Annotated in this window: 12 protein-coding genes; 10 read left to right on the plus strand and 2 right to left on the minus strand. The window is 74.6% G+C overall.

What is annotated here, in order from left to right; genetic code table 11:
- Positions 1-21 precede the first annotated feature (21 nt).
- Positions 22-1746, plus strand: a complete 1725-nt coding sequence (locus E4U91_RS19570; protein WP_137308061.1) for a BACON domain-containing protein — start codon at positions 22-24, stop codon at positions 1744-1746.
- Between the two features lie 73 nt (positions 1747-1819).
- On the opposite strand, the gene E4U91_RS19575 is transcribed toward E4U91_RS19570, so the two are convergent.
- Positions 1820-2749: a DUF3109 family protein gene (locus E4U91_RS19575; protein ID WP_388124536.1), complete on the minus strand. Its 930-nt coding sequence runs from the start codon at positions 2747-2749 to the stop codon at positions 1820-1822.
- An 84-nt stretch (positions 2750-2833) separates the two neighbouring features.
- On the opposite strand from E4U91_RS19575, the gene E4U91_RS19580 reads away from it, so the two are divergent.
- The 4 genes from E4U91_RS19580 to ilvD all read left to right on the plus strand — a co-directional run bounded on the left by E4U91_RS19580 (position 2834) and on the right by ilvD (position 7761).
- Positions 2834-3766: a Ppx/GppA family phosphatase gene (locus E4U91_RS19580; protein WP_137308062.1), complete on the plus strand. Its 933-nt coding sequence runs from the start codon at positions 2834-2836 to the stop codon at positions 3764-3766.
- Between the two features lie 444 nt (positions 3767-4210).
- Positions 4211-5035, plus strand: a complete 825-nt coding sequence (locus tag E4U91_RS19585; RefSeq protein WP_174867830.1) for a sugar phosphate isomerase/epimerase family protein — start codon at positions 4211-4213, stop codon at positions 5033-5035.
- Positions 5032-5727 carry a TetR/AcrR family transcriptional regulator gene (locus E4U91_RS19590; protein WP_241678634.1) on the plus strand — a complete coding sequence of 232 codons (696 nt, stop codon included), beginning with the start codon at positions 5032-5034 and terminating at the stop codon, positions 5725-5727. Before E4U91_RS19585 ends, E4U91_RS19590 begins: the two co-directional genes overlap by 4 nt.
- Positions 5728-5907: 180 nt before the next feature.
- Positions 5908-7761 (plus strand): dihydroxy-acid dehydratase, encoded by a 1854-nt coding sequence (ilvD, locus tag E4U91_RS19595; protein ID WP_137308063.1) that lies wholly within the window; start codon positions 5908-5910, stop codon positions 7759-7761.
- Positions 7762-7848: 87 nt separating this feature from the next.
- On the opposite strand, the gene E4U91_RS19600 is transcribed toward ilvD, so the two are convergent.
- A complete protein-coding gene (locus E4U91_RS19600) occupies positions 7849-10131 on the minus strand; it encodes a serine/threonine-protein kinase (protein WP_137308064.1) in 2283 nt (760 codons plus the stop codon).
- Between the two features lie 181 nt (positions 10132-10312).
- On the opposite strand from E4U91_RS19600, the gene E4U91_RS19605 reads away from it, so the two are divergent.
- The 5 genes from E4U91_RS19605 (at position 10313) to E4U91_RS19630 (ending at position 14031) form a co-directional block, all read left to right on the plus strand.
- The gene (locus E4U91_RS19605) at positions 10313-10690 is read left to right on the plus strand and encodes an SH3 domain-containing protein (RefSeq protein WP_137308065.1); all 378 of its coding nucleotides are present in this window, start codon (positions 10313-10315) and stop codon (positions 10688-10690) included.
- Between the two features lie 251 nt (positions 10691-10941).
- Positions 10942-11445: an EamA/RhaT family transporter gene (locus E4U91_RS19615; RefSeq protein WP_137308066.1), complete on the plus strand. Its 504-nt coding sequence runs from the start codon at positions 10942-10944 to the stop codon at positions 11443-11445.
- 67 nt (positions 11446-11512) lie between these two features.
- Positions 11513-12313: a class I SAM-dependent methyltransferase gene (locus E4U91_RS19620; RefSeq protein WP_137308067.1), complete on the plus strand. Its 801-nt coding sequence runs from the start codon at positions 11513-11515 to the stop codon at positions 12311-12313.
- Between the two features lie 57 nt (positions 12314-12370).
- Entirely contained in the window at positions 12371-13243 is an 873-nt protein-coding gene (locus E4U91_RS19625; protein ID WP_422070905.1) for an ABC transporter ATP-binding protein, read from the plus strand.
- Complete coding sequence (locus tag E4U91_RS19630; protein WP_137308068.1) at positions 13240-14031, plus strand: ABC transporter permease; 792 nt, start codon at positions 13240-13242, stop codon at positions 14029-14031. The genes E4U91_RS19625 and E4U91_RS19630 overlap by 4 nt, the downstream gene beginning before the upstream one ends.
- Positions 14032-14095: the final 64 nt, after the last annotated feature.

Genomic DNA, 14095 nt, shown 5'->3' on the forward strand with positions numbered 1-14095 from the left:
GGGACGCCTACGGTCGCACGGGTGACGAGCAGCAGCCCGGAGACCACGACCCGCACGACCGGCGCACACCGGGCGCACCGGGAGGCGCGTGACCGCGGTGCGACCCGCACGGCGGTGCAACGCCCGGCGACGCCCTACGAGCCGTACCTGGACGGCCTGTTCACCTACTGCCTGTCGGTGCTGTGCGACCACGACGCGGCCACCGCCGCCCTCGCGGACGTCCTCGCCCTCGCCGACCGGCGCGGCCAGCGCGTCCCGGACGCCGCCGGCGACCGCCGCGCGTGGCTGTACGCCCTGGCCCGCTGGGCGTGCCTGCGCAAGCTGGCCGAGGCCAAGCAGAAACGTCAGGGCACGCACGCGGCGGGGCGCAACGGCACCCACCGCCAGCCGGCCGCGCGGCCCCCCGCCCCACCCGTTCCGGACGACGTGCGCGAGCAGCGGCGGCGCGAACTCGCCCTGCTCGCCTGGCCGGAGGCGGCCGGCACCACGCCCGAGCAGCGCGAGGCGCTGGAACTCGCGGTGCGCCACCAGCTCGCCGCCCACGAGGTCGCCGCCGTCCTCGGCATGGACCACGCCGCCGCCCGCGAACTGCTCGCCGGCGCCGCCTGCGAGGTCGAGCGCACGCGCGCGGCGCTCGCCGTCGTCGAGACCGGCGGCTGTCCCGGCGTGGCCCGGCTCACCGGCGACCAGCAGCTCGTCCTGAGCTCCGCCCTGCGCCGCGAACTGGTCCGGCACGTCGACGACTGCCCCCGCTGCCGCCGCGCCGCCGAGCGCGCCGTGCCGGGACGCTGGCCCGGCGCCGGCGTCACCCCGGCCGAGCTGCCCGTGCTGTCCGCGCCCCGCCGGGCCGTGCACCACGCACTCGCGCACCTGCCCCGCGCGCGGGGTGCCGCCGCGCCCCGCTTCGACCGGCGCGGCTTCCCGATGGACCCCAAGGACCGCGCGGCCCGCCGCGACCGCCTGCGCGCGCGTGCCGTCACCACCACCGTCGTGGCGACCGTCGTCGCCGCGCCCGTGTTCGCCCTGTGGGCCGCCTACCGCGGCACGCCGACCGGCGAGGGCGTGGACGGCCACTCGGCGGGCGCGAACGAGGCGCACGGCCCCGGCACCCCCGACGGGGACGCCACCGGCGGCTACGAGAACGCCGGCAACGCCAGCACCCGCCCCGGCTCCGGCCTCGACAGCGCGGACGGGTCCGACGTCTCCGTGGAGGTCGTCAGCGTCAGCGGCGCCGGCGCGAAGGGACCGGGCAGCCTGTCGGTCACCGCGAGCAGCCGCGGCGACACCACGCTGATCACGCTGACGGCCGCCGCCGACGCCGGCGGACCGGTCACCTGGTCCGCGTCGACCAGCGCCTCCTGGCTCTACCTGAGCCGGTCCTCGGGCACCCTCGCGCCCGGGGAGTCGATCACCGTCAAGGTGTACGTCGACCCCCTGCGCGAACCCGCCGGGCAGTGGCACGCACGCGTGGCGATCGCCCCGGCCGGCGCCGTCGTCTCCATCGAGGGCCACGGCGCCGTGCCGCACGGCCCCGGCCCCTCCGGCCCGGGGTCCGGCAGTCCCAGCGGACCGCCGCCCTCCTCGCCCGAGCCCACGCCGGTCACCTCGACGCCCTCCGACCCGACGCCCAGCGACCCGCCCACGACGACCGACCCGGAGCCCACGTCCACCGGCTCACCGTCCACCCCGGGCGACACCCCGTCGCCGGTCGACAGCAGCGGGGCGCCGAGCCCGGAGACGTCGTAGGAGGCGCACGGGGGCGAGCCGCCCGCCCTCACGCGTGAGGGCGGGCGTCGGGCGTCAGGCGGAGGAAGAGGCGTCAGGCGGCAGGGCCGGCCGGGTCCGGGTCCGCCGGGTGCGGGGCCAGGAGGGGCAGGCTGGACGCCAGGCGCTCCTCGCACAGCTCGACCAGGCGGTCGTAGCCGGCCTTGCCCATCAGCTCGGTCAGCTCCGCGCGGTAGGAGACGTACACCGGCTCGCCCGCGCCGTGCGCCGAGGTCGCCGAGGTGCACCACCAGTGCAGGTCGTGGCCGCCGGGGCCCCAGCCGCGGCGGTCGTACTCGCCGATCGACACCTGCAGCACGCGCGTGTCGTCGGGCCGGTCGATCCAGTCGTACGTCCGCCGGACCGGCAGCTGCCAGCAGACGTCCGGCTTGGTCTCCAGCGGCTCGCGGCCCTCGCGCAGCGCGAGGATGTGCAGCGAGCAGCCCGCGCCGCCGGGGAAGCCGGGGCGGTTCTGGAAGATGCACGAGCCCTCGAACGGGCGGGTCTGGCGGGAGCCGTCCTCGTCCTCCGAGACCCAGCCGCCCCGCGTGCCCTCGTCGTGGTGCTGCCAGATCTCCGGGGTGAGCCGGGCGACGTGGCCGGCCACGCGCTGCTCGTCCTCCTCGTCGGAGAAGTGGGCGCCCAGCGTGCAGCAGCCGTCGGCCGCACGGCCCGGCTGGATGCCCTGGCAGCCGCTGCCGAAGATGCAGTTCCAGCGGGAGGTCAGCCACGTCAGGTCGCAGCGGAAGACCTGCTCGTCGTCCGCCGGGTCCGGGAACTCCACCCACGCGCGCGTGAAGTCGAGGCCGCCCTTCTCGTCCGCCGCCAGGGCGGCCGCCTCCACGGCGGCCAGGGCCTTCTTCGACTTCTTGGAGGGCTTCACCGGTGACTTCCCCTGCACAGGAACCTCGGACGATTCGCGCGCGATGTCGGCATCCGCCGTCTTCGTCGCCTTTTCGTCCTTCGCCTTTTTCGTCTTTGGCACCCGTCCAGGGTAAGTCGCCCAGCTCCTTTCCCGGCACCGCACGGGGGCCCGGGAAAAGCGCTGGCGGCAGTAGCGTTTCCCTCCATGAGACTCGGTGTCCTCGACGTGGGATCGAACACGGTGCATCTGCTGGTGGTGGACGCGCACCCGGGTGCGCGCCCGCTGTCCGCGCACTCGCACAAGGCGGAGCTGCGCCTCGCCCAGCTCCTCGACGGCGACGGCGCGATCGGCACCGAGGGGGTCGACCGGCTGATCGCCGTCGTGCACGACGCCCTCCAGGCCGCCGAGGACAAGGGCGTCGAGGAGCTGCTGCCGTTCGCGACCTCCGCCGTGCGCGAGGCCAGCAACGCCGACGACGTCCTCGCGCGCGTGCAGGAGCAGACCGGCGTCGAGCTGCAGGTGCTGGCCGGCGACGAGGAGGCCCGGCTCACCTTCCTCGCCGCCCGCCGCTGGTTCGGCTGGTCCGCCGGGAAGCTGCTGGTGCTGGACATCGGCGGCGGCTCCCTGGAGATCGCCTACGGCATCGACGAGGAGCCCGACGCGGCCGTGTCGCTGCCGCTGGGCGCCGGCCGGCTCACCGCGGGCTGGCTGCCCGGCGACCCGCCCCGGCCCGAGGACGTGCGGGCACTGCGCCGCCACGTGCGCGCGCAGATCGCGCGGACGGTGGGCGAGTTCAGCCGCTTCGGCGCGCCCGACCACGTCGTGGCCACGTCCAAGACGTTCAAGCAGCTCGCCCGGATAGCGGGGGCGGCGCGCTCCGCCGAGGGCCTGTACGTGCAGCGGGAGCTCAAGCGGGAGTCCCTGGAGGCGTGGGTGCCGCGGCTGGCCGGCATGACCGCGGACCAGCGGGCCGAGCTGCCGGGCGTCTCCGAGGGGCGCGCGGGACAGCTGCTCGCCGGGGCCCTGGTGGCCGAGGGCGCGATGGACCTGTTCGGAGTCGAGACGCTGGAGGTCTGCCCCTGGGCGCTGCGGGAGGGCGTGATCCTGCGGCGGCTGGACCAGATGGTGGTGGTGTGACGCGGTGACCCCGGGGCGGCGCGGAGGAGCGGGGCCTTCCTCGCCCTTCTTGCGGCGCCCCTGGCCGGGCGGCGCCGGGGTGGCGGTGGCCCATCTCCGGCCTCGCCCCGCTCGCCCCGTCCGCCTCGCCGACGTCAGCTTCGTACGTCCCCTCCCCTCGGCGCCCACCCCCCGGGGCGACCCTCACGAGCCCCCTGTACGCCGTGAAGTGCGCCACCTTCCCACCCGTGAACGCCGCCCCTGGGCCGCCGCCCGCACCCCCCGCCCACGCCCCCGCCCCGCACCGGCCCACCCCCCGGCTCACGAGCGCGAACGCCCGCGCACCGGGCCCCGGGCGCACCGGTGACACCGGGCCACGCACGCGTGGCCGGTCGGCGCGGGGCCGCCGGGGGAGCGCCCGGTCCAGCTCCCCGACGGCGAGCGCGGGACCGTACCCTGTCCCTCGTGGCAGAACCAGTGGTGCGCATCCCGGATGCGAAGGTCGCGCTGTCCACGGCCTCGGTGTATCCGGAGTCGACGGCGACGGCCTTCGAGATCGCCGCGCGCCTCGGGTACGACGGGGTCGAGGTCATGGTGTGGAACGACCCCGTCAGCCAGGACATCGAGGCGCTGCGCCGGCTCAGCGACTACCACGGCATCCCGATCCTGGCCGTGCACGCCCCCTGCCTGCTCATCACCCAGCGCGTGTGGTCGACCGACCCCTGGACCAAGCTCCGGCGCGCGCGTGCGGCGGCGGAGAAGCTGGGCGCCGGCGCCGTCGTGGTGCACCCGCCCTTCCGCTGGCAGCGCCAGTACGCGCGCGACTTCGTCCAGGGCATCTGGCGGATGGCGGACGAGACGGACGTGCGGTTCGCCGTGGAGAACATGTATCCGTGGCGGTACCGGGACCGGGAAATGCTCGCGTACGCGCCCGACTGGGACGTGACCAAGGACGACTACCGGCACTTCACGATCGACCTCAGCCACGCCGCGACGGCCCGCACGGACGCCCTGGACATGGTCGACCGCATGGGGGACCGGCTGGGCCACGTCCACCTCGCCGACGGCCTGGGCTCCAACAAGGACGAGCACCTGGTGCCGGGCCGCGGCACCCAGCCCTGCGCGGAGCTGCTGGAGCGCCTCGCGCGCACCGGCTTCGACGGGCACGTCGTCATCGAGGTCAACACCCGGCGCGCGATGTCCGGCGCCGAACGCGAGGCCGACCTCGCCGAGGCACTGGCCTTCACTCGCCTCCACCTGGCCTCGCCGGTGAAGGTGCCCCGGCGGTGACCGACGTGCCCGGCACCCGGTCCGACCCGTCCGCGCCCGACCCGTCCGCGCCCGACCCGTTCGCGCCCGAACCTTCCTCCGCGCCCGGTCCCCGCCCCCGCACGCGTGGCCGCGGCCGCCCGCGCCGTACCGAGCCCGCCGACACCCGGGACCGGATCCTCGACACCGCGCGCGCGGAGTTCTCCCGGTACGGGTACGACGGGACGTCGGTGCGCGGCATCGCCAAGGCCGCGGGCGTCGACTCGGCCTTGGTGCACCACTACTTCGGCACCAAGGAGGGCGTCTTCGAGGCGGCCGTGGCGGTCGCCTTCGCGCCCGCGCTGCACGCGCCCGACGCCGTCGCCGAGGGTCCGCGCGAGGACGTGGGGGAGCGGCTGACGCGCTTCATCTTCGGCGTCTGGGAGAACCCCACCACCCGCACGCCCCTGCTGGCGATCCTGCGCTCCGCGGTCAACAACGACACCGCGGCCGCCGTCTTCCGCCGCCTGGTCGTCTCCCAGCTGCTGCGCCGCGTCGCCGCCCAGCTCGAGGTGCCGGACGCGGAGCTGCGCGCCGAACTCGCGGCGGCGCAGCTGGTGGGGTGCGCGATGCTGCGGTACGTGATCAAGGTGGAGCCGCTGGCGTCCGCGGACGTGGAGCAGGTGATCCGCCGGGTGGCGCCGGTGGTGCAGGGGCATCTGACGGCGCCCTGAGGAACGGGCCCCGCGAAGCCCTCGGAGTCCCGCTCCTGTAGCACATCGCCGAGACACCCGTCCCGCATTCCGGACACCTTGTCCCGACCCCTGGATGACGGGCGTAGGCTCGTGGACAGTCAGAAGTCTCTCTGACGGTCACGATCTCCCAGATCGCAGTCTCTGAAGGAGCGAGCGACGATGCCCGAGCTGAGGTCCCGCACAGTCACCCACGGCCGCAACATGGCGGGCGCCCGCGCCCTGATGCGCGCCTCCGGTGTACCCGGTGCGGACATCGGCCGGAAGCCGATCATCGCCGTCGCCAACTCCTTCACCGAGTTCGTGCCGGGCCACACGCACCTGCAGCCGGTCGGCCGGATCGTCAGCGAGGCGATCCGCGAGGCCGGCGGCATCCCGCGCGAGTTCAACACGATCGCCGTGGACGACGGCATCGCGATGGGCCACGGCGGCATGCTGTACTCCCTGCCCTCCCGCGACCTGATCGCGGACTCGGTCGAGTACATGGTCGAGGCGCACTGCGCCGACGCGCTGGTCTGCATCTCCAACTGCGACAAGATCACGCCGGGCATGCTCAACGCGGCTCTGCGCCTGAACATCCCCACGGTCTTCGTCTCCGGCGGCCCGATGGAGTCCGGCCGCGCCACCCTGGTCGACGGCACGGTCCGCACGCTCGACCTGGTCGACGCGATCTCCGACGCCGTGAACGACAAGATCTCGGACGAGGACATCCTCCGCATCGAGGAGAACGCCTGTCCGACCTGCGGCTCTTGTTCGGGCATGTTCACGGCCAACTCGATGAACTGCCTGACCGAGGCGATCGGCCTGTCCCTGCCCGGCAACGGCTCGGTCCTGGCCACCCACACCGCGCGCAAGCAGCTCTACGTGAACGCGGCGCACACGGTGATGGACCTGGTCCACCGCTACTACGAGCAGGACGACGAGAGCGCGCTGCCCCGCTCGATCGCCACCTTCGCGGCGTTCGAGAACGCCATGGCGCTCGACATCGCGATGGGCGGCTCCACCAACACGATCCTGCACCTGCTGGCCGCCGCCCAGGAGGCGGAGGTGCCCTTCGGGCTGGAGCAGATCGACGCGGTCTCGCGCCGGGTGCCGTGCCTGGCGAAGGTGGCGCCCAACGTCGCCAAGGACCGCACGTACTACATGGAGGACGTGCACCGGGCCGGCGGCATCCCCGCCCTGCTCGGCGAGCTGCACCGCGCGGGCCTGCTGAACGAGGACGTGCACTCGGTGCACAGCCCGTCGCTGTCGGACTGGCTCAAGACGTGGGACGTGCGCGGCGGTTCGCCCTCCCCCGAGGCGGTCGAGCTGTGGCACGCGGCGCCGGGCTGCGTCCGCTCGGCGGAGGCCTTCTCCCAGTCGGAGCGCTGGGAGGCGCTCGACGTGGACGCCGAGGGCGGCTGCATCCGCAGCCTGGAGCACGCCTACTCGCAGGACGGCGGGCTCGCGGTCCTCAGGGGCAACCTCGCCGTGGACGGCTGCGTGGTCAAGACGGCCGGCGTGGACCCGTCCATCTGGACCTTCGAGGGCCCCGCGGTGGTCTGCGAGTCCCAGGAGGACGCCGTCCAGAAGATCCTGACCCAGCAGGTCAAGGAGGGCGACGTGGTGGTCATCCGCTACGAGGGCCCCAAGGGCGGACCGGGCATGCAGGAGATGCTCTACCCGACCTCGTACCTCAAGGGCCGCGGCCTGGGCAAGGCGTGCGCGCTGGTCACCGACGGCCGCTTCTCCGGCGGCACGTCCGGCCTGTCCATCGGCCACGCCTCGCCCGAGGCGGCGTCCGGCGGCACGATCGCGCTCGTCGAGGACGGCGACCGGATCCGCATCGACATCCCCGGCCGCACGATCGAACTCCTCGTGAACGAGGCGGAGCTGGCGCGCCGCGAGCAGGCGCTCGGCGGCGTGTACGCGCCCAAGAACCGCGACCGCAAGGTCAGCGCGGCGCTGCGGGCCTACGCCGCGATGGCCACCAGCGCCGACAAGGGCGCGGTGCGCGACGTGTCCAAGCTGGGCTGAGCCCCAGCGGGCCCAGGCAGCACGGGCCGCGGAATCCGTACGGGCACGACCGAGGGCCGCTTCCCGCGAGGGAGGCGGCCCTCGCCGTCACCACCCGGCCGGGTCCCGCCCGTCCACCGCGAAGACGGTGCCGTCGGGGGCGGTGGCGTGGACGCGGCCGTCGGCCACCACCGGCACCGGCAGGTACCCGCTGACCTCGTCGGAGTTCGCACCGAGCCGCGGCGGCGTCTGGCCCAGGAGGCTGCCGTCGCGGGCGTCCACGGCCAGGAGCCGGCCGTCCGGGGCGGTGAGGTAGAGGTGGTCCCCGGCGACCACGGGCGCCGAACCGCGGGTCACCCCCGTCTCCAGGTGCCACAGCCGCTTGCGCGCGCCCATGTCCACGGCCTCCAGGGACCCGCCGGTGGCCAGCAGGTACACGACGTCACCGCGCACGCCGACCACCGGATCGGCGCGGTCCACCGGCAACGGCACCCGGCGCGTCGCGCCCGAGACGGGGTCGTACCGGACGATCGCGTCCGTGAAGCCGGAGCCCTTGTCGACCGCGAGGAAGAACAGGCGGCCGTCGCTGCTGCCGACCGGTGTCAGCGTGCCGTTCAGCCTGGCGTCCCAGCGCACGGTCCCGGTGCCGGGGTCGACCGCGGTGACCTTCGTGCTGCCGGCGTCGGACGCGCTGGTGGCGTAGGCCAGCGGGTCACCGGTGAACGAGGAGAAGGCGGGGGTGCCCCGGCCGGGGAGCGCGTGGCGCCACGTGGTCGCGCCGGACGCGCCGGCCACGGCCGTGACCGTGCCGTCGGCCGCCGTGAGCAGCATGGTGTCACCGACCACCCGCAGCCCGACGTGCGCGGGCATGTCGCGCGTCCAGCGGGGCCTGCCCGTACGGGGGTCGAGCCCCTGCAACTGCCGCTCCTGGTCCGCCATCGGCTGCACCAGGCCCCCGGCGAGCACCGGCGGGGCACTCCCGTACGCCTTCCTGACGCGGTGCTTCCACCGCAGGGCGCCGTCGGAGGCGTCCAGCGCGAAGACCAGGCCCGACTGGGCGCAGAACAACGTCCCCGAGCCGTACGAGCACCGCGGCACGGACGCCGCCCCGGACACCGATGCCACCTCCCACGCCGTGAATCCGGCCGCCGTGGTCCCAGGGTCCGTGTTCGGCGACGAGGCCGCTCCGCCCGCGAGCTCCACCGAGGCGAACACCCCTCCGACGACGAGCCCCAGCGTCGCGGCCACCAGGGCCACGCGCCGCGACACCCTGCGGCGGAGCCGGCCCACGGAAGGCCCGGCCGGCTCGGCGGCGTCCGTGGCGTCGGTGGCGTTCGTGACGTCAGCGGAGTCACCGGCAATGGCGGGGTCGTCGGTGTCACCGGGGTCGGCCGCGCCATCCGGCACGCCGCCACCGTCGGTGCCGGGCACGGGACCGCCCCCGCTCCCCGGACCGCTGCCGCCGACCGGACCGCCCACACTCGCCGGACCGCCTACGCTCGCCGGGCCACCCTCCGGCCGCTGCGCCGGTATGAACGCCTGTGTGTCGTACGAGGCCGCCACCGACCGCAGCGCACGCATCAGTTCGTCCGGCGTGGGCCGCTCCTCGGGCTCCTTCGCCAGGCACCGCAGCACCAGCGGGGCCAGGTTCTCCGGTACGCCGGTCATGTCGGGCTCGTGGTGCACCACCTGGTAGGCCACGACGTACGGGCTGTCGGAGTCGAACGGCCCGCGCCCCGTCGCCGCGTGCACCATCACCGACCCCAACGCGAAGACGTCCGCCGCCGGCCCCACCTCGCGCGGCCGCCGGAACTGCTCCGGCGCCATGAACGGCGGCGTGCCGATCAACTTGCCCGTCTCGGTCCGCAGTTCGCTGTCCTTGGGCCGGGAGATGCCGAAGTCGATCACCTTCGGGCCGTCCTCGGCGAGCAGTACGTTGCTCGGCTTGAGGTCGCGGTGCACGACGCCGACCCGGTGGATGTCGCGCAGCGCCTCCGCGAGCCCGGCCATCAGCCGCCGCAACTCCCCGGGCGCCAACGGCCCGTTCCGCTTCACGCGGTCGGAGAGGGTGGGGCCGGGAATGAACAGGGTCGCCATCCAGGGGCGTTCGGCCTCCGGGTCGGCGTCGACGACGGGTGCGGTGAAGGCGCCGCTCACGCGTCGGGCGGCGGCCACCTCCTGCCGGAAACGGCCCCTGAACTCGGGGTCCTTGGCGAACTCGGCGTGCACCACCTTCACCGCGACCCGCATGCCCGAGGTGCTGCGGGCCAGGTGGACGACGCCCATGCCGCCGGAGCCCAGACAGGACTCCAGGACGTAGTGGCCGGTGTACTCGGGAAGTCCGGGAAGTTCCGCTTCCGCGCCCGCTCCGGTGTTGCGCTGTGGCGTCATGAACCACCCCCGTGCTGTTCGTTCGCGCGCGCGACGCACGGAGCCTAGTCGATGACCCGTACGGGACAGAGGAGGCGTGCTGGCGTCCTCGTGCGAATCGCGCACACGTGTTTCAAATGGCGTCGGTGGGGAATCACTGGGGCCCCATGGCAGTCATGGGGTTCAACGGGGGAGGTTTTTCATGTCTGTCGAGCGCATCGAGGAGACCGTCGGAGCCGGGGACACCGGCGTCGTCGCGGAGGCGGGGACCACCACGGGGGCCGGCGTCGTCGCGGAGGTCGAGATCGTCACGGCAACCGCCGCGGTCGTCACCTACTACCCGGTCGCCCCGGGCGTGCGCCTCAACGTCCGCAGCGGCCCGGGCACGGGCTACAGCATCGTCCGCGTCCTGCCCGAGGGGTCCAAGGTCGCGATCTACTGCCAGACGCCGGGCACGACCGTCTCGGGCCCCTACGGCACGTCGAACATCTGGGACAACATCGCCAGCGGCGAGTTCGTGTCCGACGCGTTCGTGAAGACGGGCAGCGACGGCTACGTGGCGTCGCGCTGCGCCCTCTGACCGACCGAGCACCGCCTGGCCCGGCACCGCCTGGCCCGGCACCGCCTGGTCCGGCACCGCCTGGTCCGGCACCGCCTGGTCCGGCACCGCCTGGTCCGGCACCGCCTGGTCCGGCACCGCCTGGTCCGGCACCGCCTGGTCCGGCACCGCCTGGCCCGGCACCGCCCGGCCCGGCACCGCCCGGCCTTGCGCCACCCGGCCTCGCGCCACCCAGCCCGGGAGCCCGCCCCGACCGGAGCCATAATCGACGCGTGAGCGACGACAACGGCACCCCGGACACCACGGCGGGCTCCACGGGCCCGCGCCCCGAGCCCCTGCGCTTCTTCGGCACGACCTGGGTGGAGCACGAAAGGGGCTACACGCCCCGCCGCGTCGGCGTGGCCGTCGGCTCGCTCGCCGCCGCCGTCGTCTCCTGCCTCGTCCTGCGCTTCGCCTACCAGGGGCTGCAGATCGCCGACATCGGCACCTTCGTCACCGTCCTGGTCGTCGTCATGTTCGCCGTGTGCAGCGCGCTCGCCTTCCGCCACACCTGGGACGGCTTCACCCAGCGGCCCGACCCCGACCGCCAGGCGTCCCTGCGCGGCCTGCTGGCCATCGGCTTCATCGGCTCCTTGCTCGCCTACTTCTTCCGCTCCCTCACCGAGGCCCCCGGCGAGAAGCTGCACCGCGAGGAGTACGAGGCCGCCCTCGACCGGCACCGCCGCCGCACGTCCCGCCGCACGGGCAACCCGACGAGGAAGCGCCGCCGCTCCTGACCCCGGGGCGGCCGGGTCGGCCACGGCCCCCTGTCCCCCTCGCCCCACCCGGCGTCACCATCACCCCATGACGCCACCCGAGGACCCCACCGCGCCCGCGCCCGCCGTCACCCCCAGCGCCCGGGCCGGCTCCTTCAACGCCGCCGCGGCCCAGTACGCCGCGAACCGCCCCTCCTACCCGCCCGCCCTCCTCGACGCCGTCGAGGACCTCGCCGGCCGCCCGCTGGAAGGGGCCCGCGTCGCGGACGTGGGCGCCGGTACCGGCATCGCCACCGCCCTCCTCCACGCGCGCGGAGCCGACGTCGTCGCCGTGGAACCCGGCGCAGGCATGGCGGCCGAGTTCCGCCGGGCCCTCCCGGACGTGCCGCTCGTCCGGGGCGACGGCGACCGCCTCCCCCTGGCCACCGCCTCCCTCGACCTCCTCACCTACGCCCAGTCCTGGCACTGGACCGACCCCGCCCGCTCGGTCCCGGAAGCCGTGCGGGTGCTGCGGCCCGGTGGCGCGCTGGCCCTGTGGTGGAACACCAGCGCGCTGGACCTGCCCTGGGCGGCCGACCAGGCCCGCCGCCTGGAGCGGCACTTCGGCCCGGGCAGTGTGGTCGCGACGCACGGCGACGGCTCCCGCGCCGCCCTCGCCGACGCGTCCGGACAGCTCGCCCTCGCCCGCCGCAGCGTCCGCTGGAGCCGCCGCGTCCCCCTAGACACCCACCTGGCCAACCTCGGCAGCCACTCGGTCTTCCTCGTGCACGGCGAGGCGAGCGCCACCGCGTTCCTCACCGAGGAGCGCCGGCACCTCCGCGACGTCTTCCCGGACGGCGTCGTCGAGGAGACGTACGACGTGGAACTGCTGGTGGCGACCCGCTCCTGACCTCCGATCCCCGTCGCCACTTGACGGCACCCCCCACCCAGGTCATTTAATCATCACATGATGATTAATTCAGTCCGTCCACCCGAACCCACTTCCGCCTCCCACCCCGACCCCGGCTCCCACCCCGGCCCCGCCCTCCGCGCCGACGCCCTCACCGTCACCCGAGGCCCCCGCACCGTCCTGCGGGACCTCCGCTTCACCGTCCCCCGGGGACAGATCACCGGCCTGCTCGGCCCCTCCGGCTGCGGCAAGTCGACGTTGATGCGCTCGATCGTCGGCACCCAGGCCAAGGTCACCGGCACGCTCGACGTCCTCGGCCGCCCGGCCGGCGATCCGGCCCTGCGCACCCGCGTCGGCTACGTCACCCAGGCCCCGTCGGTCTACGACGACCTGTCCGTCCGGCAGAACCTCGACTACTTCGCCGCAGTCCTGTCCCCGGCGAGCCCGGCCGCCGCCCGCCGTGCCGACGTCGACCGGGTCCTCGCCGAGGTGGACCTCACGACCCACGCCGACGCCCTCGCCGGCAACCTCTCCGGCGGCCAGCGCAACCGCGTCTCCCTCGCCGTCGCCCTGCTCGGCACCCCCGAGCTGCTGGTCCTCGACGAGCCGACCGTCGGCCTCGACCCGGTGCTGCGCCGCGACCTGTGGACCCTCTTCCACCGGCTCGCCGCCCGCGGCGCCACCCTGCTGATCTCCTCGCACGTCATGGACGAGGCCGAGCGCTGCCACCGCCTCCTCCTCATGCGCGAGGGCGAGATCCTCGCCGACGACACCCCCGACGCCCTGCGCGAGCGCACCGGCGCCGACACGGTCGAGGCGGCGTTCCTGCACCTGGTCGACGAAGCCGCGGCCGGAACAGTGCACAGGACGGACAGGACGGAGCCCGCGGCGCAGCGCACCGAGGGCGCGAAGGAGACGACGACCCGATGAGCACCACCGCCACGACCCCCGCGGCACCGGCACCGGCACCCGCCCGCGCCCTCAGCCCCGCCCGCACGCTCGCCACCGCGACCCGCGTCCTGCGCCAACTGCGCCACGACCCGCGCACGATCGCCCTGCTGGTCCTCATCCCGTGCGTCCTGCTGGTCCTGCTGCGCTACGTGTTCGAAGGCAGCCCGCGCACGTTCGACAGCATCGGCGCGTCCCTGCTCGGGATCTTCCCGCTGATCACGATGTTCCTGGTGACGTCCATCGCCACCCTGCGCGAGCGTACCTCCGGCACCCTCGAACGCCTCCTCGCCATGCCGCTCGGCAAGGGCGACGTCATCGCCGGCTACGCCCTGGCCTTCGGCGCCCTCGCGATCGTCCAGTCCGCCCTCGCCACCGGCCTCGCCCTCTGGCTCCTGGGCCTCGACGTCACCGGCTCCCCGTGGCTGCTGCTCCTGGTGGCGCTGCTCGACGCGCTGCTGGGCACGGCCCTCGGCCTGTTCGTGTCGGCCTTCGCCGCCTCCGAGTTCCAGGCGGTCCAGTTCATGCCGGCGGTGATCTTCCCGCAGCTCCTGCTGTGCGGCCTGTTCACCCCGCGCGACGCCATGCACCCCGTGCTGGAGGCCGTCTCCGACGTCCTGCCCATGTCCTACGCGGTGGACGGCATGAACGAGGTCCTCCGGCACACCGACATGACCGCCACCTTCGTACGGGACGTCCTGGTCGTCGCCGGCTGCGCCCTCCTCGTCCTCTGCCTGGGAGCGGCCACCCTGCGACGCCGAACGGCGTAACCCCCCGGCCGGCACCTCCGGCCGGCACCTCCGGCCCGCACCTCCCGCCCGCACCTCCGGCCTC

It is taken from the genome of Streptomyces lasalocidi, from assembly GCF_005280215.1.
Taxonomy (GTDB): Bacteria; Actinomycetota; Actinomycetes; order Streptomycetales; family Streptomycetaceae; genus Streptomyces; species Streptomyces longwoodensis.

Coding starts and splice junctions, on each gene's coding strand:
- E4U91_RS19605 (WP_137308065.1), top strand. CDS start 10,313: ATGTCTGTCGAGCGCATCGAGGAGACCGTCGGAGCCGGGGACACCGGC.
- E4U91_RS19620 (WP_137308067.1), top strand. CDS start 11,513: ATGACGCCACCCGAGGACCCCACCGCGCCCGCGCCCGCCGTCACCCCC.
- E4U91_RS19630 (WP_137308068.1), top strand. CDS start 13,240: ATGAGCACCACCGCCACGACCCCCGCGGCACCGGCACCGGCACCCGCC.
- ilvD (WP_137308063.1), top strand. CDS start 5,908: ATGCCCGAGCTGAGGTCCCGCACAGTCACCCACGGCCGCAACATGGCG.
- E4U91_RS19580 (WP_137308062.1), top strand. CDS start 2,834: ATGAGACTCGGTGTCCTCGACGTGGGATCGAACACGGTGCATCTGCTG.
- E4U91_RS19625 (WP_422070905.1), top strand. CDS start 12,371: ATGATGATTAATTCAGTCCGTCCACCCGAACCCACTTCCGCCTCCCAC.
- E4U91_RS19600 (WP_137308064.1), bottom strand. CDS start 10,131: ATGACGCCACAGCGCAACACCGGAGCGGGCGCGGAAGCGGAACTTCCC.